The organism is Streptomyces phyllanthi, from assembly GCF_009377205.1.
Taxonomy (GTDB): domain Bacteria; phylum Actinomycetota; class Actinomycetes; order Streptomycetales; family Streptomycetaceae; genus Streptomyces; species Streptomyces phyllanthi.
The window spans coordinates 1-19,004 of sequence record NZ_VJZE01000143.1; the positions used below are offsets into that span (position 1 = coordinate 1).

Genomic DNA, 19,004 nt, shown 5'->3' on the forward strand with positions numbered 1-19,004 from the left:
GAACTCCGGTACGCCCCGCCCTCGTTTGTCCTGCCCTCGTTTGTCCTGCCCTCGTTTGTCCTGCCCTCGTTTGTCCTGACCTTGTTCGTCCCGGCGGCGGGGCCGCTCAGGGGTGGTCGTTTCAGTGGTGGTTGCTTCAGTGGTGGTTGTTCTGCGCCAGCCGCAGCAGGTGTTCCGCCAGCGCCTGCCCGCCCGAGGGGTCCCGGCTGATCAGCAGCAGGGTGTCGTCGCCGGCGATCGTGCCGAGGATGTCGTGCAGTTCGGCCTGGTCGATGGCCGAGGCGAGGAACTGCGCGGCACCCGGCGGGGTACGCAGGACCACCAGGTTCGCCGAAGCCTCCGCGGAGATCAGCAGCTCCTGGGACAGGCGCCGCATCCGCTCCTCCTTCGCCGACCCGCCGAGCGGTGCGCGCGGGGTGCGGAAGCCGCCCTCGCTCGGTACCGCGTAGATGAGGTCGCCGTCGGTGTTGCGGATCTTCACCGCGTTCAGCTCGTCCAGGTCCCGGGAGAGCGTCGCCTGGGTGACGCTCAGCCCGTCGTCGGCGAGGAGTTTCGCCAACTGGCTCTGGGAGCGCACCGGTTGCCGGTTGAGAATGTCCACGATCCGGCGGTGGCGTGCGGTGCGGGTCTGCGGCACGGCAGGCCCTGCGGCGTGCTCGTGGTCCTGCGCCTGGCTCATCGTCGTCTCATTCCCCGGATCGTCCGTCCCCGTCTGCCGCGTTCTCCGCGTTCGCAGCGTTTGCCGCGTTTGCCGCGTTTGCCGCGTTCGCCGCGCGCACCGTGTCGAGGATGCCGGGCAGCGCCTGGAGGAAGGCGTCCACCTCGTCGTCGCCGATGGTCAGCGGCGGCATGAGCCGTACGACATCGGGGGCGGGCGCGTTCACCAGGAGACCGGCTTCCTGAGCCGCCTGTTGCACCTGGGGCGCGAGGGGCTCCGTGAGCACGATACCCAGCAGCAGGCCCGCGCCGCGGACATAGTCGATCATTGGGTGGGCCAGGGCCTCGATCCCGTCCCGCAGTCTCTCGCCCTGCCGCTTCACGTTCTCCAGCAGGCCCTCGGCCTGGATGGTCTCCAGAACGGCGAGCCCCGCGGCGCACGCGACCGGGTTCCCGCCGAAGGTGGTCCCGTGGTGGCCGGGCTGGAGCAGCTCCGCGGCGCGCCCGAAGGCGACGGTCGCGCCGAGGGGCAGTCCGCCGCCGAGCCCCTTGGCGAGGGTGACGACATCCGGCAGGACGCCCTCGTGGGCCTGGTACTCGAACCAGTTGCCGGTGCGGCCGACACCGGTCTGCACCTCGTCGAGGACGAGCAGCGAACCGGTGGCCGCGGTGATCGCGCGGGCGGCCTTGAGGTAGCCCGCGGGGGGCACGACCACGCCGTTCTCCCCCTGGACGGGCTCGATGACGACGAGGGCCGTCTCCTCGGTGACCGCGGCGGCCAGGGCCTGTGCGTCGCCGTACGGAACGTGGGTGACATCACCGGGCAGCGGCAGGAACGGCTGCTGCTTGCCGGGCTGGCCGGTGAGCGCGAGCGCGCCCATGGTGCGGCCGTGGAAGCCGCCCTGGGTGGCGACCATGTGGGGCCGGCCGGTCAGCCGCCCTATCTTGAACGCGCCCTCGTTGGCCTCGGCGCCCGAGTTGCAGAAGTAGACCTTGCCCTCGCGGCCGAAGAGCTGGAGCAGCCGCTCGGCGAGCGCGACGGGCGGCTCGGCGACGAAGAGGTTGGAGACATGGCCGAGGGAGGCGATCTGCCTGCTCACGGCCTCTACGATGGCGGGGTGGGCGTGTCCGAGCGCGTTCACCGCGATACCGCCGACGAAGTCCAGGTACTCCGTGCCGTCGGCGTCCCACAGCCGGGTGCCCTCACCGCGCACGAGGGGCAGCCGCGGGGTGCCGTAGTTGTTCATGAGCGCGCCCTGCCAGCGCTGGGTGAGCTCGGCGTTGGTCGCGGTCCCGGTCATGCGTCGTCCCCCTCGGTCGGATCGGGCAGCACCATCGTGCCGATGCCCTCGTCGGTGAAGATCTCCAGCAGGATCGAGTGCTGGACCCGGCCGTCGATGACGCGGGCGGTGTTCACGCCGTTGCGTACGGCGTGCAGGCAGCCCTCCATCTTCGGCACCATGCCGGACGACAGCTCCGGCAGGAGCTTCTCCAGCTGGGATGCGGTGAGGCGGCTGATCACCTCGTCGCTGTTGGGCCAGTCCTCGTAGAGTCCCTCGACGTCGGTGAGGACCATGAGGGTTTCGGCGCCCAGTGCCGCGGCGAGCGCCGCGGCCGCCGTGTCGGCGTTGACGTTGTAGACGTGTCCGTCGTCCTGGCTCCGGGCGATCGACGAGACGACCGGGATACGGCCGTCGGCGAGGAGCGCCTCGATCGCGCCCGTGTCGATGTCGGTGATCTCGCCCACCCGCCCGATGTCGACCGGCTCGCCGTCGATCCGGGGCTGGTGCTTGGTGGCGGTGATGGTGTGCGCGTCCTCGCCGGTCAGGCCCACGGCGAGCGGCCCGTGCTGGTTGAGCAGCCCGACCAGCTCGCGCTGCACCTGTCCGGCCAGCACCATGCGTACGACGTCCATGGCGTCCTCGGTGGTGACCCTGAGGCCCGCCTTGAACTCGCTGACGATGCCGTGCTTGTCGAGGGCCGCGCTGATCTGCGGGCCGCCGCCGTGCACGACGACGGGCTTGAGGCCGGCGTGGTGCAGGAATACGACGTCCTGGGCGAACGCGGACTTCAGGTCCTCGTCGATCATGGCGTTGCCGCCGAACTTGATGACGACGGTCCTGCCGTTGTGCCGGACCAGCCAGGGCAGCGCCTCGATGAGGATCTGGGCCTTGGGGAGGGCGGTGTGCTTACGGGTGGCGCTCATGACGAATACGCGCTGTTCTCGTGGACGTAGTCCGCGGTGAGGTCGTTGGTCCAGATGGTGGCGGTCGCGGGGCCGGCCGCGAGGTCGGCGACGATGTGCACCTCGCGGTAGCGCATGTCGACCTTGTCGCGGTCCTCGCCGACGCCGCCGTTCTTGCAGACCCAGACACCGTTGATGGCGACGTTCAGCCGGTCGGGCTCGAAGGCTGCGGACGTCGTGCCGATGGCGGAGAGCACGCGGCCCCAGTTGGGGTCCTCCCCGTGGATCGCGCACTTGAGGAGGTTGTTGCGGGCGATGGAGCGGCCCACCTCGACGGCGTCGTCCTCGGTCGCGGCGCCCACCACCTCGACCTTGATGTCCTTGCTGGCGCCCTCGGCGTCCCGGATGAGCTGCTGGCCGAGGTCGTCGCAGACCGTCCGTACGGCCTCCGCGAACTCCTCGTACTCCGGGGTGACCTCGGAGGCACCCGAGGCGAGGAGCAGCACGGTGTCGTTGGTGGACATGCAGCCGTCGGAGTCGACGCGGTCGAAGGTGACCTTGGTGGCGGCGCGCAGGGCCCTGTCCAATACGTCGCTGTCGAGGGCGGCGTCGGTGGTGAGGACGACGAGCATGGTGGCGAGGCCGGGGGCGAGCATGCCCGCGCCCTTGGCCATACCGCCGACGGTCCAGCCGTCCTTCGTCACCACGGACGTCTTGTGGACGGTGTCGGTGGTCTTGATGGCGATGGCGGCCTTCTCGCCGCCGTGCTCGGAGAGCTGGGCGGCGGCCGTCTCGACCCCGGGGAGCAGCTTGTCCATGGGCAGGAGCACGCCGATGAGGCCGGTGGAGCAGACCGCGACCTCGCCGGCGCTGTGCCCTTCGAGGACCTCGGCGACCTTCTCGGCGGTCGCGTGGGTGTCCTGGAAGCCCTTGGCTCCCGTACAGGCGTTTGCGCCACCGGAGTTGAGGATCACGGCGGACACCTGGCCGCCCTTGAGGACCTGCTCGGACCAGAGGACCGGCGCGGCCTTGACCCGGTTGGAGGTGAAAACGCCCGCGGCGGCGAGGCGGGGCCCGTTGTTGACCACGAGGGCGAGGTCCGGGTTGCCGTTCTCCTTGATCCCGGCGGCGATGCCCGCCGCCGTGAATCCCTTGGCTGCCGTGACACTCACGGTGCGACTCCGATCGTGGAAAGTCCGGTGGTCTCGTCGAGTCCGAGGGCGAGGTTCATGCTCTGGACGGCACCGCCCGCGGTGCCCTTGGTCAGATTGTCGATGGCACTGATCGCGATGATCCGTCCGGCGCTCTCGTCGTACGCGACCTGCACCTGAACGGCGTTGGAACCGTAGACGGACGCCGTGGCGGGCCACTGCCCCTCGGGGAGGAGGTGGACGAAGGGCTCGTCGGCGAAGGCCTTCTCGTACGCGGCGCGAACGGATTCGGCGGTGACGCCGTCGCGCGCCCTGGCACTGCACGTGGCGAGGATCCCGCGCGGCATCGGCGCGAGCGTGGGAGTGAAGGAGACGGTGACCCGCTCCCCCGCCGCCGCGCTGAGGTTCTGGATGATCTCGGGCGTGTGCCGGTGGACACCGCCGACGCCGTACGGGGACATGGAGCCCATGACCTCGCTGCCCAGCAGATGCGGCTTGGGCGCCTTGCCCGCGCCCGAGGTGCCGGACGCGGCGACGATCACAGCCTCGGCCTCGGCGATCCCGGCCGCGTACGCCGGGAAGAGGGCCAGCGAGGCGGCCGTCGGGTAGCAGCCGGGTACCGCGACGCGCTTGGACCCCTCCAGCGCGGCGCGGGCACCCGGCAGTTCGGGGAGGCCGTAGGGCCAGGTCCCGGCATGCTCGGAGTCGTAGAACCTCTCCCAGTCGGCGGCGTCCTCGAGCCGGAAGTCGGCGCCCATGTCGACCACCAGCACGTCGGGACCGAGCTGTTCGGCGACGGCGGCGGACTGGCCGTGCGGCAGGGCGAGGAACACGACATCGTGGCCGGCGAGGACGTCGGCGGTAGTCTCCTCAAGGACGCGGTCGGCCAGGGGCAGGAGATGCGGTTGCAGCGCACCGAGGCGCTGACCCGCGTTGGAGTTGCCGGTCAGAGCGCCGATCTCGACCTCGGGGTGGGCCAGGAGCAGACGCAGCAGTTCCCCGCCCGCGTAACCGCTCGCTCCCGCCACCGCTGCACGTACCGCCATGGAACCTCCTCCTAGATGGCATGACTATACGTTTCGTTGCACGTTTATGCAATCTTGCCCAAGGCGGCACTCATGAGGGCGAGCGGGCGGGGCGGTGGCACCTAGGGCACCAGATCCGTCATCACGGTGAGCGGGAGCGACGGGTTGGCGGCCGCCGCTTCCACCACCCGCCAGTGGGTGTCGGTGAGCAGCTCCGTGATGACCGGCGGCGGGAGTGCCGGATGGCCGGCCGCGATGGGCCTCGCCTGCCGGTCCTCCAGGCAGGCGAGCAGCGCCGGGGCCGTCGCGTTGCGGTGCCGGGCGATCTCGCGGAACGCCTTCTGTACCGGTGGGCTGTGCCGGGTCAGATGCTCCAGCAGGGGCGGGGTCGCGTCCGGGTTGGCCGCCACCTTGGCGATGACGTGGACTCCGTGCCGATCGACCATGGTGCGCAACCGCGCTTCGGAGAGGCCGGGGTGCGGAGCGATGGACTTGACCACTTTCGCGTCGGGGTCGTCGGCCAGCAGGTCGCGGATCCCGGCCGGCAGATCACGTCGCTGGGCCAGGAGCATCCGCGCCGCCGGGTTCGGTGACTGAGCCAGTTCCTCGACCTCGAAGGCGGCGGCGGAGGCGATGCGCGGCAGCAGGGTGGTGCCGATCCTGGTCACGGTGGCCAGACGGGCGAGCACGTCGAGCGGCACGTGCGGGTTGTGCGCGAGCCCGCGCCGCACCTCGTGGTCGTCGTCACCGGCCAGCGTGCGCATCAGGGCCTCGTCGATCGCGGGGTTCTCGGCGAGGTCGGCGCGGACACCGGGAAGGGGGTCCGCGGCGAGCCGTGCGAAGACCTCCGGGGGAAGACCGGGGCGGGCGGCGAGGAGCCGCCGCACCAGCATCGACGGGTGGTCGGCGAAGCCCACGACGGCTTCGGCGGGTGTGGCCGGGTTCTGCAGCGCCGCCAGGAGCAGGCTGTGCACGGTGGATTCGTGGGAGCCGTCGCAGGAGGCACCGGGCGGCAGATCGCAGTCGGGCCGCGGGCAGTGCGGATCGTGGGTGAACGGCGGCTCCTCGCGGTCGCAGACCAGGCAGTGCCGTGCGGGAGGCAGCCCCTCGCCGCTGATGAGCGCCGCCAGGACGTCCGGCGGCGTCGCCTCGTTGGCCGCCACGGCACGGCGGACCTCGGCATGCGGATGCCGCGCGAGCCGGGCGGCCGTGTCCGGTGTGGTCCACAGCGCGAGCTCCGCGACGACCCGTACGTCCGGGTCCGCCACGAGCGTCTCCACCACGTCGGGAGGGAGGCCCGAGCAGGCGGCCAGCTTCTCCCGGTGCCTGACGTCCGGGTCCGCCGCGAGGAGACGGGCCCACTCCGGGCCGCCGGCGCCCTCGTCGAGCAGGGCGAGGGCGGCGTCCGGCTGTGACGTGGGATCGATGTCGGCGGCGGTGAGCCGACCCTCGTACGCCAGCCCCAAAGCGCTGTCCTCGACGCGCGAGACCAGTGCGACCGCCTGCGCACGGCTGAGGTCCGCGCGGTCGGCGAGGTCCGCGGCGATGTCGGCGTCCGCGACCGCGATGAGCCGGTCGACCAGCTCGGCCGGCAGCGCCGGATTGGCGGCGAGCCCGCACAGGACATGGTTCACGGAGGGCATTGTGCCTGGCCCCTCACCGAATGGCCCATGGTTTTCGCCACCGTGGAGAGTGCCGGTCGTCGGGTTGCGGGCGGCTCAGGTGCGCTTGGGCACCTGAGCCGCCCGAGGAGTCACCGGCCCCGGGGTCACCGGCGCCGGTGGCCTCGGATCATCCCTTCCTGATCCTCAGGAACGTCACGGAGTTGGCCGGGAAGGTGTACGTGAACCTGTCGGCCACCCCGGTGAACGTCGACGTCACCGGCGCGACCGGCGTCTGCGTCTCGGTGTTCACCGCGTCGGGCGCTGCCTTCAGCGTGGTCACCCCGGCCTTCGAGCGGACCTTCGCGCCGCCGAGGTCGACGGCCGTACGGGCGTCCGCCGACTGGGCGTTGACGACCTTGACGATCAGGTCACCGGTCCTGGCGTCCCGCGTCACGACCTGGCGGAACGGCTCGGCCGGCTTGTCGTCCTTGAAGCTGCCCCACTCCTGGCCGTCCAGGTAGAGGGTCACCTGGCGGCCGCGCACCTTGACCTCGATGTCGTACGTACGGCCCGTCTCGATCGTCCCCGGCTTGGAGATCAGCGACGACTTGCCGCCGTCCACGGCCTGCTCGACCGCGGACGTGGTGTTGTTCCAGCCGCCGAGGTTCCACCAGTAGTAGTTGCCGGTGTCCTTGACGCCGAAGGCGACCAGGAAGCCCTCCTTGCCGGACTTCTTGGTGGCCTTCACCTTCAGGTCGTAGTCGTGCCAGGCCGGATCGCCCGCGGACACCATGGTGTTCTCGGCTGCCACGTCGGTCTGCACGTACTGCCCGTCCTGGATGCTCCAGCTGCCCTTGCCGGTGTGGGTCCACTTCGAGGCGTCACCGCTGAAGTCGTCGCTGAGCAGGGTCTGCCCGTCGGCGCTCGTGACCAACACGTCGTCGTACGCGGCCGCCGTCGCCCAGGTCGACAGGCCGACGGCACCCGTGATGGGGGCGGTCACCGACGGGGTGCCGGTCGCCTGCGACGGCACCACGCGGTCGCCGACGTTGTTCATGAAGAGCTTCTGCATCTCGTAGTTGGCCGAGCCCCATGACGCGTGGTTGTTGAACCAGATCATGTCGGGGCTCCACTGCACGTAGTCCTCGTTGGCGAGCAGCGGGGCGTACGAGGCGAGCTTCACGATGTCCGCGTTGCGCTCCAGGCCGGTCATGAACGCGGCCTCGGAGAGGGCGTTCTTGAAGGCGTTGCCCCAGGAGGCGTACTCGCCGAGGAAGACCTTCGGACCGTTCCTGTCGTAGGAGTCGTAGCGGTCGTTGTTCTGCAGGAACCAGCTCGGGGTGTTGTAGTAGTGCTCGTCGACCATGTCGACGTTGTTCTCGCGGTTCAGCTTCCAGGCCGTGTCGAAGGTCGAACCGGCGTCGTCCGGCCCGGAGTTGGAGACGACCGTGATGTCCGGGTACTCGGCCTCGATCGCGGCGCGGAACTGCTTGAACCGGGCGAAGAACTCGTTCGGCAGGTTCTCCTCGTTGCCGACGCCGATGTGGGTGAGGTGGAAGGGCTTGGGGTGACCCATCCGGGCCCGCTTCCCGCCCCACTCGCTCGTCACCGGGCCGTTGGCGAACTCGATGAGGTCCAGGGTGTCCTGGATGTGGCGCTTGAGGAGCGCGTCGTCGTCGGTGGCCCTGTTCTGGCCGCAGCCGGTGACCAGGGCGGGCACGACGGGCAGCGGCATCGCGCCGACGTCCTCGGAGAACTGGAAGTACTCGTAGTAGCCGAGCCCGTAACTCTGGTTGTAGCCCCAGAAGTTGGCGTTGGTGGCGCGTTGCTCGACCGGGCCTATGGTGTCCTTCCACTGGTACGAGCGCTTGCGCTCCCAGTTGGACGCCTCGCTGTAGTCCTGCATGGAACCCGTGTTGACCAGGCAGCCGCCGGGGAAGCGGACGAAGCCGGGGTCCAGGGCGGCGATCTTCTCCGCGAGGTCCTTGCGCAGACCGTTCTTGCGGCCCTTGAAGGTGTCGCGCGGGAAGAGGGAGACCATGTCGAGGGCGGCCGCGCCGTCGGTGGCGACCGTGAGGCGTCCGGTGCTGCTGGAGCGGCTCGCGGTGAACCGGGCGGTGTACTTGGCCCAGCCGCCGCGCACGGTGATCCGGCGGGCCTCGGCGAGGCTTCCGTCCGTGTCGGCGAGGGAGACGGTGAGGTGGGCCCGCTGGTCCACCCGGGCCCAGACGGAGAAGTCGTACGTCTTCCCGCTCTCGACCGTGATGCCGGTGTTGTACCCGGAGTTGGTGACGGACGAGTCGGCGCCCAGGTCGAGGTAGGTGCGGTTGCGGGCGTTCAGGCGGCCGTCGTCGTCCACGGTCTTCCCGGTGCCGGTGACGGCCCAGGAGGTGAGGGGCGTGTACGAGCGGTTGTCGGCGGTGGAGTACTCGAAGGAGCGGTTCTGCACGAGTTCGGCGTACAGACCGCCGTCGGCGGCACGGTTGATGTCCTCGAAGAAGACGCCGTACATCGTGTCGTCGATCTTCGTGCCCTTGGCGGTGGGATCGACGGTGATCGCGTAGTCGGTGACGTCCTCGGCGTGTGCGGGTCCCGGGACCACGGCCGAGGCCACCAGAAGGGCGGTGGCGGTCAGGCCCAGTCTCCAGCGGGCCCGGGGCGCGTGGATGCCGGTGCGGGTGCGTGACATGGATACTCCGCGGCTCTCTCGTCGTAGAGGTGGGGGTTCTCTCGTGGTAGAGGTGAGGAATGGAGCTGTTCGATATATCAAACATTGATCAGCACTGCGAACGGCAAGATAAGGAGGGGGCTCGGGTGCGTCAATGGGGCGTGCGTGATGGCCGGGACGGAGTGCGGGGCGGAATGGGCGAGTTCTGGCCGGTACCGGACGTGTTGGCGTTTCTCGCCGGGAGCTGGCGGGTGCGGCGATCGGTGCGGGATCTCGCGAGCGGTGACGAGGGGGAGTTCACCGGCCGGACGGCGTTCAGCCCACTGGACGGTGGCGGGCTGCTGCACCACGAGTCCGGCACCTTCGTCTGGCAGGGCGTCACCCGCCCCGCCGAACGGACGCTGCGTTTCGTGCCGGGCACCGCTCCCGGCACCGCGGATGTGCGGTTCGCGGACGGCCGCCCCTTCCACGACCTGGATCTCACGTCGGGCCACTGGGTCGCCGGCCATCCGTGCGCCGCGGACCACTACCGGGGCGAGTTCACGGTGTACGGCGCGGACCGCTGGCGCACGGTGTGGCAGGTGGGCGGCCCGGCCAAGAGCCTGCTCCTGACCACCGACTACACGCGCGCCGCCAGGAGTGCGCGGGGCCCCGGTGCGTAGAGCCTCAAGAGTGCGCGGGGCCCCGGTGCGTAGAGCCCCAGGGGTGCCCAGCGCCCTACGAGACCCCCGCCTCCCCGTCCAGGCGCAGGTGCCAGCGGCCCCGGTGGCCGACGACCGTGGCCGTCGAGAGGGGGCGGACGTCGATGTTCCAGAACGTCGACGGCGGGGCCTTGAGCGCGTAGACGAGCGCCGCCCGGACCACCGACGGCTCGGCCACGGCCACGACGCGCCCGCCGTCGTCGGCGGGCCGGGTGTCGAGCCAGCCGCCGATACGCGTGATGAAGGAGTGCAGCGACTCCCCGCCGTGCGGCGTGGCACGCGGATCGGCGAGCCAGGCGTCGACCGCCTGCGGCTCCCGGGCCATCGCCTCGCCCAGGGTGCAGCCGCGCCATCGGCCCATGTCGCAGTCCCGCAGGGCGGGCTGGGCCAGCGGCGCGTAGCCGAGGGCGTCGCCGGTGGCCCGGCTGCGGGGCGTGGGCGAGCAGTAGCGCAGCTCGGCCGCCGCCAGCGGTATCAGTTCGTGCGCGGCACGCTGCACCTCGTCCCAGCCCGCCTGGTCCAGCGGCCGGTCGTCCTCGAAGCGCTCCGCGAGCAGCGAGGAACTGCGCGCCGCGGCGACGAACGTGACCCGAAGATGCATGCGGCGATCGTGGAACGTGAGACTTCGCAGGTCAAGAGACGTTATGCAGGAGTGACCCAGGGTGCCCGGACCTTCACCCCGTCACGCCGGCGGCACGCTCGTTCACGAGCGCCATCCACCGGTCCGGCTCGTCGAGCGCCCTGAACCCCAGCTTCTCGTAGACGCCGTGCGCGTCCTGGGTGGCGAGCAGGACGCGCCGCAGCCCGTACGGCCGCAGGTACTCGCACACGGCCCCGACCAGTGCGGTGCCCAGGCCCTTGCCGCGCGCCGACCGGTCGACGTACACGTCACAGAGCCATGCGAAGTCCGCCCGGTCGGTGACCACCCGGGCATACGCGACCTGTTCGCCGGAACTCACGTCGTACACACCGAAGTTGAGCGACTCTCGCACCGCGCGCTCCTGCTTCTCGCGCGGGCGGCCGACGGCCCAGTACGCGTCGGTGGACAGCCAGTGGTGCACCCGCTCGACGTCGACGCGGTCGGGGTCGGCGGAGATCTCGTAGCCCTCGGGGAGAGCCGGTACGTCGTTCATGGCGGGACGTTCGCAGCTCAGGAGGGTGCTGTCGAACTGTTTTCCGCCGCCCTCAGCCTCCGCACCCCCTCCGTGATCTCCCCCACCCCCGTGACGGCCGCGAAGCTCAGCCGTGTGTACGCGGCGGGGGGTTCGGCGCTGAAGTAGGGGCGCCCCGGCGTCACGGCGACGCCCGCGCGGAGGGCGGCCGTGACGAGGGCGGACTCGTCCCTGCCGTCGGGCAGGCGCACCCACAGGTGGTAGCCGCCGGACGGGATGTGCGGCAGCTCGTACTCGGGGAGTTCGCGGAGCAGGGCGGACGTCATCGTGTCGCGGCGGTTCCTCAACTCCGCGGAGACCGCCCGGAGATGCCGCGACCAGGCCGGCGACCCGACGAGTTCGAGCGCGGCCTCCTGCAGAGGGCGTGGCACGAAGAACGTGTCCACGACCTGGATGGCGCGCAGCCGCTCCAGCACGGGCCCGCGGGCGGCGAGCGCGCCCACCCGGAAGCTGGGCGAGGTGGCCTTGGTGAGCGAGCAGACATGGACGACCACGCCGTCGGGGTCCTCGGCCGCCAGCGGACACGGCAGCGGCCCCGCGTCCTCGTGCACCAGCCGCCGTACGAAGTCGTCCTCGACCACGAACGCGCCCGCCTCACGCGCGATCCGCAGCACCTCGCCCCGCCGCCCGGCCGAGAGCACCGCACCCGTCGGGTTCTGGAACAGCGGCTGGCAGACGAACACCCGCGCACCGGTCGCCCGGAACGCGTCGGCGAGCAGCTCCGGTTTCACCCCGTCCGCGTCCACGGGGACCGGAACGGGCCGCAGACCGGCCGCCCGGGCGATCGCCAGCATGCCGGGATAGGTGGGTGACTCGACGAGCACCGGGGCACCCGGCGGGGCGAGGGCGCGCAGCGCGGTGGTCAGCGCGGACTGGCCGCCCGCCGTGACGAGGACCTCGGCGGCGGTGACGGCGCCCCCGACACTCCGCGCGAACCACTCCCGCAGCTCCGGGACCCCCTCCACGGGCGGCCGCGCCCAGGCCCCCGGCCGGCGGCCCGCCCGCGACAGGGCCGCGCCCATCGCGCGCTCGGGCTGCAACGACGGGTGCAGATAGCCGCCGTTGAACTCGATCACCCCGGGTGGCGGCGCCGCGAGCGAGACCAGCACTCCGGAGGCGTCCACGGTCCGCGGCACCAGGTCGGCGACGCCGTCCGCGCTCAGCGCGACCGCCTGCCAGGAGGTGTCACCGGCGGGAGCGGCGGCCGTCCGGGGGTGGGCACGGAAGGCGCCGGCACCGGGCCGGGTGACCACCAGCCCCTCGGAGGCCAGCTGTGCCAGGGCACGCGAGACCGTCACCGGGCTGACCCGGAAGCGCTCGACCAGTGCGCGACTCGACGGCAGCTTTCCGCCCGGAGAGTAGCGGTCCAGCTCCCTTCGCAGCTGGTTCACCAGTTCACCGACACTGCTACGCTCATGCATGAGAGCACACGATAGCGCTACTGCCCCGACCGGAATAGCGGTCAACACCTCGCCGGCAAGCGGCATCCCTCGCCGGAGCCCCCGCGCCGCCGGCACCCTCCTGGCCGCCCTCGGCGTCATCGCCTTCTCCCTCACCTTCCCCGCCACCGCCTGGGGCCTGGAGGGCTTCGGCCCCTGGTCGCTGGTGGCCGTGCGCACCGTTCTCGCCGCCCTGCTCGCGGGCGGCTGTCTGCTGGCCCTTCGGGTGCCGCTGCCCGACCGCCGTCACCGGGCGGGGCTCGTGGTGGTCGCCGCCGGAGTCGTCCTGGGCTTCCCGCTCCTGACCACGCTCGCCCTGAGGACGTCGACCACCGCGCACGCGGCCGTGGTCGTCGGCCTGCTCCCGCTCACGACCGCGCTGTTCTCCGCCCTGCGCATGGGCACCCGCCCCTCGCGGACCTTCTGGGCGGCGGCCCTCGTGGGCGCGGCCGCCGTGGCTGCGTTCACCGTGCGGCAGAGCGGCGGCGCCCTCACCGCGGCCGACCTGTACCTGTTCGGCGCACTGCTGGCGTGCGCGGCCGGCTACACCGAGGGCGGCCGGCTGGCCCGGGTCATGCCCGGCTGGCAGGTGATCGGCTGGGCGCTGGTCCTGTGCCTGCCCCTCACCGTGCCGGGCGCGCTGGTGGCGCTCTCGTACGAGCCCGTCGAGCTGACCGCGCACAGTGTCACCGGGCTGCTGTGGGTCGCCGCGGGCTCGCAGTTCCTCGGGCTGGTGGTCTGGTACCGGGGCATGGCGGCGATCGGGGTCCCGAAGGCCAGCCAGTTGCAGCTGGCCCAGCCGCTGCTCACACTGGTGTGGTCGGTACTGCTGCTCGGCGAGCAGCTCACCACGGCCGCGCTCCTGACGGCCGCGGCCGTGCTGGTCTGCATCGCGGTCACGCAACGAACGCGTGGCTGACCTCCCGACCGCGGTGCGCGCGCCGGATCCACCGGCGCCATCCGGCGTCATCCGCCATAGACTGCGATTACGGACCACTCCTGTGCGAACGAGGAGGCCCTTCAGATGCGTGCAGACGTAGGTGACATCCTGCTGGTGCACGGCCGGACCGTCGGGCAGCACGACAGGACCGCGACGATCGTCGAAGTCCTGGGCCCGGACGGCACCCCGCCGTACCGCGTCCGTTTCGAGGACGACGGCCACGAGGCCCTGATGTCGCCCGGCCCGGACTCGGTCGTCCGCCACCGCCCGGAACCCGCGTAAGGAATCAGCCGCACCCGGCGCCCGGCGGACACACCGGCCCGCCGGAGCACGCCGGGTGCGTCAGCGCGGCGGGTCCGCCGGTGCCTGATAGTGGTCGGCGACCACCCGTGCCATCGCGCCGATCCTGTCCTCCGTGACCTCCTTGCCCGAGAAGAACACGTGCCCGCCCACCTGCGGGTGCTCACCGGCGAGGGTCAGATGCCGCGACAGCTCCTCCGGCTCCTGCCAGGCCGCGGGCTGCGCGGGGTCCCCGGCCTTGTACAGGGCCTCGCCCACGTACAGCCTGTACCGCTGCCCTCGGCGACCTTCGCCCACCAGGGCAGCAGCTTCGCGTAGTCGGCGGCTGCGAAGCCGATGTTCCAGTACAGCTGCGGACAGAAGTCCTGACACCGCGTCAGCCACCTTCGCGGCTCCGAGACTTCGAAGATCAGCCGACGGCCGTTCGACTATGGGGCACGACCGGTGTGTGGCCCGGACTGGCGGCCTGGAGCGATCCGCATCGCGTCTGAACCGGAGTGTGCCTGTGGGGCACATGCTCGGTGCCCATCGTCCGCCAAGGGCGGGTGGTACGGCGGGACGCGCGACTCTCACCTCGGGGTGTGCCCGCGGACCGTGTCGCGGAAGGCGATCGGGGTCTGTCCGGTGCGCTGGTGGAAGTACTTGCTGAAGTGGGTGGCGCTGGAGAAGCCGAGGCGGTCGGCGATTCGGGCGGCTGTCTGGTCGCTGTGGGCCAGGAGGCGCTTGGCTTCGAGGACGACGCGGCGGTCGATGAACTCCTTGGCACCGAGTCCGGCGGAGGCAAGTGTGGCGCGGGAGAGGGTGCGGGGCGAGTAGCCGAGCGCCTCGGCGTAGTCCTCGACACGGCGGGTGTGGGCGAAGTCCTTTTCCACGGCGTCGCGGAAACGCAGGTAGGTGGCGTCGGGCTCGGGTGCGGGGCTGCCGATGGGTGCGGTGAGGTGGGCCAGTCGCAGGACGAGGACGGCCAGCAGGTGGCGCAGGGCCGCGGTGTGGATCTCCAGGGGCAGGTGTCCGAGTGCGTGGAACTCGGCGGCGAGGTGGTCGACGGCCAGTCGCAGGGCCTGTGCGTCGTCGGACAGGGGCCGGCGCAGGATCGGCGCGTGCGAATCTTCCATGCGGGCGCCGGCACTGGTGGCCGGGTCGAGGAAGTCCTGGCGGAACAGAATCAGGGTGCCCTCTGCGTGGGTGAGGTCGCCCCACTGCTGAACCTGGCCGGGGCGAACCCATAGCCATGAGCCGGGTTCAAGGGCGTAGGCGGTGAAGTCGACCGTGTGCCACAGGCTTCCGCCGGTGAGGGTGATCAGGTGATGGAAGTCCGGGCGCCGGGGGACCGTGAGCCGCTCGCCTGGTACGCGGTGGCGGAGGTCGGCGAGGGACAGCACTTCGACACCGGCAGGGGTGCCGGCGGGTGCCGCGAAGGAGACCGCCGGGATCGCCCGGACGGCATCTTGTCGGTTTTTGACCATCACTAGTCGCCAGCGTATCCGATTCGGCCTGTTCAACACCCATAGCTTTGAGATGTCAGCGCCTCCGACATCGATCGATGTCGGAAAGCCGTAAGAGAAGAGGAGCGCGATGCCTTCGGCGGAACGGGCCTCGTTGACGTACGCCGTCGACGCGGACTGCGCCTGGTGCTACGGCTCCGGCCCCACTGCGCGGGCCTTCGCCGAGGACAACGCGCACCGCATCCGCCTGAGCGTCGTGCCAGCCGGCCTCTGCGCCAGTGCCCGGGCTCTGCCGGTGGCGGCCTATCCGCACCTGTCGGCCGAACGCGGCCGCATCACGCAGCTGACGGGAGCCGCCTTCGGCGGGGGCTACGAGCGTGCGCCGGCGCGGGGGACGACCGTGCTCGACTCCGCCGCCGCGGCGGCGGGGCCGGCCGCGCTGCGCGACCAGCCCGGAGTCAGCGAACCGGACGCGGCCGAGGCCATGCAGCGGGCGTGGTTCGTCGACGGCCGGAGCCTGTCCGACGTGGACGGCTACCGGGACATGGCCGAGGAGCACGGCATGGACGCGGACGCCGTCACCTCGACGTACAACGCCCCGGCCGGCCGGGAAGGCCCGCGCCGCCTTCCGCGCGCTGCGCCGCCTGGGCTTCACCTCCTACCCGGCGCTGCTGCACACCGCACACGGTGCCGACCAGATGGGTGGCGCGGCCTCAACAGCCGCTTGCCTGACCGCCGCCCTCGACCAACGCCTGGCTGCGGCCATCCCTCAGGCACCTCCATCCACAACCAGTCCTTGTGAGGAGAACCATCATGAGCAACGCCAAGAACACCGTCCTGACCGCAGCCGGTGAGCTGTTCGGCCAGAAGGACCCGAGCGCGGTGGACCGCTGGGTCGCTGCCGGCTACACGCAGCACAGCGCGCTGGCCGCGGACGGCCCCGAGGCCCTGCGCCAGTTGGTCGCCGGCCTGCCGGACGGCTTCCGGTACGAGGGTGCCCGGGTGATCGCCGACGGCGACCTCATCGCCCTGCACGGCACCTACCACGGCTTCGGCCCGGACCCGCTGGTCGCCTTCGACGTCTTCCGCGTCGACGCCGACGGCAAGCTCGCCGAGCACTGGGACGCCCTGACCCCTGTCGTACGGGAGACGGCGTCGGGCCGCTCGCAGACCGACGGCCCCTCCCAGGTCACCACGCCCGAGGAGACCGAGGCCAACCGGGCCCTGGTCGCCGAGTTCGCGCAGAAGGTCCTGGTCGGTGCCGACTACTCGGTGCTCACCGACTACATCTCCACCGAGACCTACCACCAGCACAACCCGGAGGCCGCCGACGGCCTCGACGGCTTCGGCGCCGCCGCCGCGCAGTGGGCGGAGCAGGGCAAGAACCTCGTCTACAAGGCCGTCCACAAGGTCATCGCCGAGGGCGAGTTCGTACTGCTCCAGTCCGAGGGCGAGTTCGGTGTCCCGGTGGCGTACTACGACCTCTTCCGCGTCCAGGACGGCAAGATCGTCGAGCACTGGGACGTCGTCGTCCCGATCCCGGCCGAACTGCCCCACGACAACGGCGTGTTCTGACGCTCCACGGCACCAGCAAGGAGAGATGCGTTGAGTGACCTGACCTATGACGGGAAGACGTTCGTCTTCCGCGTCGACAACGGCGTCGTCTTCCGGAACACCTACACGGCTGACGGCACCAGCCTGCGCTACGAGACCCTTCAGGGCCCGGCCAAGGGTGCCGCGGAGACCGTCACGCTCCACACCGCCGAGGTGGCCCCCGGTCTGTTCATGCTCAGCTGGGTCGAAGCCTCCGGCATGACGATCACCCACCTCATGAACCTCAACACCCGGACCGTCCACGCCTTCTGGACCTACGAGACGGGCGACGGCAGAGTCGCCGAACTCCACACCGGAACCCTCGCACCCGCCTGAAGGCCGCCCTCTCACGCCGCCGTTCCCCCGCCAGCCCCCGGGTGGGGGGTACGGCGGCGTGCGCCCACCCACCCGGAGGACCACTGTGTACGCGACCCCGCTGCCGCTCGCCGCGTACAGCGCCGCCATCGCTCTCGACGAGCCTTTCCGGTCCGGCATCGGTCATGACCCAGGGGATCGGCCCGCCGACCTGGTCCGCGAGGCGCTCGACCTGCTGGGCGACGACCCGATGGCCGTGAGGGCCGGGCTGCGCCCCGGTGCAGCGGACCGGCTCGACGATGCCGCCGCCCGGCAACTCCTGCGCGCCGTGCTGACAGTCCGGGAGCCAGGCCCGCTGCCCACCGGGACCGCCCGTGTGCTGGAGGCGCTGCTGGCCGGTGAACGCCTGGCACGCGACACCGTCGACGCCGCCTCGCTGCCCACCGTCCGCGACACGCTTCCCCACACCACGTACCGGGCCGACGACCGGACGGTGCTGTGGCAGGGCGACATCACCACCCTCGGCGCGGACGCCGTCGTGAACGCCGCCAACAGCGCCCTGCTCGGCTGCTTCGCCCCGATGCACCCGTGCATCGACAACGCCATCCACGCCGCCGCCGGCCCTCGCCTGCGTGCCGACTGCCACACGATCATGTCCCTGCAGGGTCATCCCGAGCCGACCGGCACAGCCAAGATCACCCGGGGCTACCACCTGCCCGCCCGCTACGTCCTGCACACCGTCGGCCCGATCGTCGACGGCCCCGTGCGCCCGCTCCACCAGCAGGCACTGGCGTCCTCCTACCGTGCCTGCCTCGACCTCGCCGCCGAAGTGGACGGTATACGCAGCGTCGCTTTCTGCGGCATCAGCACCGGCGTCTTCGGCTACCCCAGGACACCGGCCGCCCGCATCGCCCTGGACACCGTGGCCGACTGGCTCGACCTCCACCCGGAACGGTTCGACCGCGTGATCTTCAACGTGTACGCGGACCACGACCTCGCCGCCTACGTCCACGCCTTGACTGAAGGAACCCGGCCCCGATGAACCAGCCCGCCTTCGAGATGGCAGCCGCCGCCGACACGATACGCACCTGGCTCACCGAGGCCGACCGCGTCCTGATCACCGCCGGGGCCGGACTCAGTGCCGCCGCCGGATACGACTACGGCGACCAGGACCGCTTCAAGGAGCTCTTCCCCTCCCTGCACCGTTTCGGCCTGCGCTCCCGCTACCTCGTCGGCGTCCCCCTGCCACCCGCCCTGCTGTGGGGCTACTGGGCCGTCCACATCGACGACATCCGCTTCTCCCCGGACCCCAATCCCCTCTACCGACGTCTGCGTTCCCTCGTCGGCGACAAGGAACACTGGGTGATGACATCCAACGTGGACGCCCTCTTCGCCCGGGGCGGCTTCGCCCCCGACCGGGTCTTCACACCTCAGGGCGACTACGGCCGCTACCAGTGCGCCACCCCGTGCACACCCACCACCTGGGACAGCCGCCCCCTCATCGCGCGGCTCCTCGCCGCGTACGACCCGGCCACCGGTGCCGTAACGGACCTGAGCGCCCTGCCCCGCTGCCCGAACTGCGGCGGGGAGGTCGAGATCAACGTCCGTATCGGCCCCGAGTTCGTCGACGCCCCCTACCTCCCCGCGGGCCGTCGCCTGCACCACTGGCTGGGAACGGCTCCCGTCGACACTCGCCTGCTCATCCTGGAATTCGGCGCCGGATTCAACACCCCCGGCGTGATTCGATGGCCCGGTGAACGCCTGACCCGCCGCTTCCCCCACTCACGCCTGGTACGCGTCAACCCCACC

At 71.2% G+C, this 19,004-nt stretch carries 19 protein-coding genes and 1 pseudogene; 8 read left to right on the forward strand and 12 right to left on the reverse strand.

Going from position 1 to position 19,004, the window contains the following annotated elements; translation table 11 throughout:
* Nucleotides 1-136: 136 nt before the first annotated feature.
* From FNH04_RS20875 to FNH04_RS20905, 7 genes are all read right to left on the reverse strand, one after another.
* Nucleotides 137-679, reverse strand: a complete 543-nt coding sequence (locus FNH04_RS20875) for an arginine repressor (RefSeq protein WP_152786453.1) — start codon at nt 677-679, stop codon at nt 137-139.
* A 7-nt stretch (nt 680-686) separates the two neighbouring features.
* Nucleotides 687-1,958 (reverse strand): acetylornithine transaminase, encoded by a 1,272-nt coding sequence (locus FNH04_RS20880; protein WP_152786455.1) that lies wholly within the window; start codon nt 1,956-1,958, stop codon nt 687-689.
* Nucleotides 1,955-2,863 carry an acetylglutamate kinase gene (gene argB / locus FNH04_RS20885; RefSeq protein WP_152786457.1) on the reverse strand — a complete coding sequence of 303 codons (909 nt, stop codon included), beginning with the start codon at nt 2,861-2,863 and terminating at the stop codon, nt 1,955-1,957. The genes FNH04_RS20880 and argB overlap by 4 nt, the downstream gene beginning before the upstream one ends.
* On the reverse strand, nt 2,860-4,014 hold the full coding sequence (gene argJ / locus FNH04_RS20890; RefSeq protein ID WP_322723423.1) for a bifunctional glutamate N-acetyltransferase/amino-acid acetyltransferase ArgJ: 1,155 nt from the start codon (nt 4,012-4,014) through the stop codon (nt 2,860-2,862). Before argJ ends, argB begins: the two co-directional genes overlap by 4 nt.
* On the reverse strand, nt 4,011-5,039 hold the full coding sequence (argC, locus tag FNH04_RS20895; RefSeq protein WP_152786459.1) for an N-acetyl-gamma-glutamyl-phosphate reductase: 1,029 nt from the start codon (nt 5,037-5,039) through the stop codon (nt 4,011-4,013). The genes argJ and argC overlap by 4 nt, the downstream gene beginning before the upstream one ends.
* Before the next feature lie 101 nt (nt 5,040-5,140).
* Nucleotides 5,141-6,652, reverse strand: a complete 1,512-nt coding sequence (locus tag FNH04_RS20900; RefSeq protein WP_322723424.1) for a hypothetical protein — start codon at nt 6,650-6,652, stop codon at nt 5,141-5,143.
* Nucleotides 6,653-6,809: 157 nt separating this feature from the next.
* Nucleotides 6,810-9,311 (reverse strand): alpha-L-arabinofuranosidase C-terminal domain-containing protein, encoded by a 2,502-nt coding sequence (locus FNH04_RS20905; protein ID WP_152786463.1) that lies wholly within the window; start codon nt 9,309-9,311, stop codon nt 6,810-6,812.
* 173 nt (nt 9,312-9,484) lie between these two features.
* Here FNH04_RS20905 and FNH04_RS20910 point away from each other — a divergent pair, with 173 nt between their 5' ends.
* On the forward strand, nt 9,485-9,952 hold the full coding sequence (locus tag FNH04_RS20910; RefSeq protein WP_152786465.1) for a DUF6314 family protein: 468 nt from the start codon (nt 9,485-9,487) through the stop codon (nt 9,950-9,952).
* A gap of 55 nt (nt 9,953-10,007) precedes the next feature.
* On the opposite strand, the gene FNH04_RS20915 is transcribed toward FNH04_RS20910, so the two are convergent.
* The 3 genes from FNH04_RS20915 to FNH04_RS20925 all read right to left on the reverse strand — a co-directional run bounded on the left by FNH04_RS20915 (nt 10,008) and on the right by FNH04_RS20925 (nt 12,584).
* The gene (locus FNH04_RS20915; RefSeq protein ID WP_152786467.1) at nt 10,008-10,592 is read right to left on the reverse strand and encodes a histidine phosphatase family protein; all 585 of its coding nucleotides are present in this window, start codon (nt 10,590-10,592) and stop codon (nt 10,008-10,010) included.
* A 73-nt stretch (nt 10,593-10,665) separates the two neighbouring features.
* Nucleotides 10,666-11,124 (reverse strand): GNAT family N-acetyltransferase, encoded by a 459-nt coding sequence (locus FNH04_RS20920; RefSeq protein ID WP_152786469.1) that lies wholly within the window; start codon nt 11,122-11,124, stop codon nt 10,666-10,668.
* A gap of 17 nt (nt 11,125-11,141) precedes the next feature.
* Nucleotides 11,142-12,584, reverse strand: coding sequence for an aminotransferase-like domain-containing protein (locus tag FNH04_RS20925; RefSeq protein WP_152786471.1), 1,443 nt, complete (start codon nt 12,582-12,584; stop codon nt 11,142-11,144).
* Between FNH04_RS20925 and FNH04_RS20930 the strand changes: the two genes are divergently transcribed.
* Together FNH04_RS20930 and FNH04_RS20935 are read left to right on the forward strand one after the other, a co-directional pair.
* Nucleotides 12,583-13,521, forward strand: a complete 939-nt coding sequence (locus FNH04_RS20930) for a DMT family transporter (RefSeq protein WP_152786473.1) — start codon at nt 12,583-12,585, stop codon at nt 13,519-13,521. The genes FNH04_RS20925 and FNH04_RS20930 overlap by 2 nt on opposite strands.
* Nucleotides 13,522-13,626: 105 nt before the next feature.
* Nucleotides 13,627-13,824 (forward strand): DUF1918 domain-containing protein, encoded by a 198-nt coding sequence (locus FNH04_RS20935; protein WP_152786475.1) that lies wholly within the window; start codon nt 13,627-13,629, stop codon nt 13,822-13,824.
* Nucleotides 13,825-13,884: 60 nt separating this feature from the next.
* Here FNH04_RS20935 and FNH04_RS20940 read toward each other — a convergent pair.
* Both FNH04_RS20940 and FNH04_RS20945 read right to left on the reverse strand, forming a co-directional pair.
* A pseudogene (locus FNH04_RS20940) lies at nt 13,885-14,240 on the reverse strand (hypothetical protein); the annotation flags it as partial.
* 171 nt (nt 14,241-14,411) lie between these two features.
* Nucleotides 14,412-15,308, reverse strand: coding sequence for a helix-turn-helix transcriptional regulator (locus tag FNH04_RS20945; protein WP_152786483.1), 897 nt, complete (start codon nt 15,306-15,308; stop codon nt 14,412-14,414).
* A gap of 109 nt (nt 15,309-15,417) precedes the next feature.
* Between FNH04_RS20945 and FNH04_RS20950 the strand changes: the two genes are divergently transcribed.
* The 5 genes from FNH04_RS20950 to FNH04_RS20970 form a co-directional block, all read left to right on the forward strand.
* Nucleotides 15,418-16,089 (forward strand): thioredoxin domain-containing protein, encoded by a 672-nt coding sequence (locus FNH04_RS20950; RefSeq protein WP_194236753.1) that lies wholly within the window; start codon nt 15,418-15,420, stop codon nt 16,087-16,089.
* Nucleotides 16,090-16,100: 11 nt separating this feature from the next.
* Nucleotides 16,101-16,862 carry a nuclear transport factor 2 family protein gene (locus FNH04_RS20955; protein ID WP_152786477.1) on the forward strand — a complete coding sequence of 254 codons (762 nt, stop codon included), beginning with the start codon at nt 16,101-16,103 and terminating at the stop codon, nt 16,860-16,862.
* A gap of 30 nt (nt 16,863-16,892) precedes the next feature.
* Nucleotides 16,893-17,216, forward strand: a complete 324-nt coding sequence (locus FNH04_RS20960) for a MoaF-related domain-containing protein (protein WP_152786479.1) — start codon at nt 16,893-16,895, stop codon at nt 17,214-17,216.
* Nucleotides 17,217-17,301: 85 nt separating this feature from the next.
* Complete coding sequence (locus FNH04_RS20965) at nt 17,302-18,237, forward strand: protein-ADP-ribose hydrolase (protein ID WP_322723425.1); 936 nt, start codon at nt 17,302-17,304, stop codon at nt 18,235-18,237.
* The coding region (locus FNH04_RS20970; RefSeq protein WP_152786481.1) for an SIR2 family NAD-dependent protein deacylase at nt 18,234-19,004 on the forward strand (771 nt) is incomplete at its 3' end. The genes FNH04_RS20965 and FNH04_RS20970, both read left to right, overlap by 4 nt.

Excerpts from the sequence above, each read along its gene's own strand:
- FNH04_RS20945 (WP_152786483.1), bottom strand. The coding sequence starts at position 15,308 with ATGGTCAAAAACCGACAAGATGCCGTCCGGGCGATCCCGGCGGTCTCC.
- FNH04_RS20915 (WP_152786467.1), bottom strand. The coding sequence starts at position 10,592 with ATGCATCTTCGGGTCACGTTCGTCGCCGCGGCGCGCAGTTCCTCGCTG.
- FNH04_RS20880 (WP_152786455.1), bottom strand. The coding sequence starts at position 1,958 with ATGACCGGGACCGCGACCAACGCCGAGCTCACCCAGCGCTGGCAGGGC.
- FNH04_RS20955 (WP_152786477.1), top strand. The coding sequence starts at position 16,101 with ATGAGCAACGCCAAGAACACCGTCCTGACCGCAGCCGGTGAGCTGTTC.
- argB (WP_152786457.1), bottom strand. The coding sequence starts at position 2,863 with ATGAGCGCCACCCGTAAGCACACCGCCCTCCCCAAGGCCCAGATCCTC.
- FNH04_RS20930 (WP_152786473.1), top strand. The coding sequence starts at position 12,583 with ATGAGAGCACACGATAGCGCTACTGCCCCGACCGGAATAGCGGTCAAC.
- FNH04_RS20920 (WP_152786469.1), bottom strand. The coding sequence starts at position 11,124 with ATGAACGACGTACCGGCTCTCCCCGAGGGCTACGAGATCTCCGCCGAC.
- FNH04_RS20875 (WP_152786453.1), bottom strand. The coding sequence starts at position 679 with ATGAGCCAGGCGCAGGACCACGAGCACGCCGCAGGGCCTGCCGTGCCG.
- FNH04_RS20935 (WP_152786475.1), top strand. The coding sequence starts at position 13,627 with ATGCGTGCAGACGTAGGTGACATCCTGCTGGTGCACGGCCGGACCGTC.
- FNH04_RS20905 (WP_152786463.1), bottom strand. The coding sequence starts at position 9,311 with ATGTCACGCACCCGCACCGGCATCCACGCGCCCCGGGCCCGCTGGAGA.
- argC (WP_152786459.1), bottom strand. The coding sequence starts at position 5,039 with ATGGCGGTACGTGCAGCGGTGGCGGGAGCGAGCGGTTACGCGGGCGGG.
- FNH04_RS20925 (WP_152786471.1), bottom strand. The coding sequence starts at position 12,584 with ATGCATGAGCGTAGCAGTGTCGGTGAACTGGTGAACCAGCTGCGAAGG.
- FNH04_RS20950 (WP_194236753.1), top strand. The coding sequence starts at position 15,418 with ATGCCTTCGGCGGAACGGGCCTCGTTGACGTACGCCGTCGACGCGGAC.
- FNH04_RS20910 (WP_152786465.1), top strand. The coding sequence starts at position 9,485 with ATGGGCGAGTTCTGGCCGGTACCGGACGTGTTGGCGTTTCTCGCCGGG.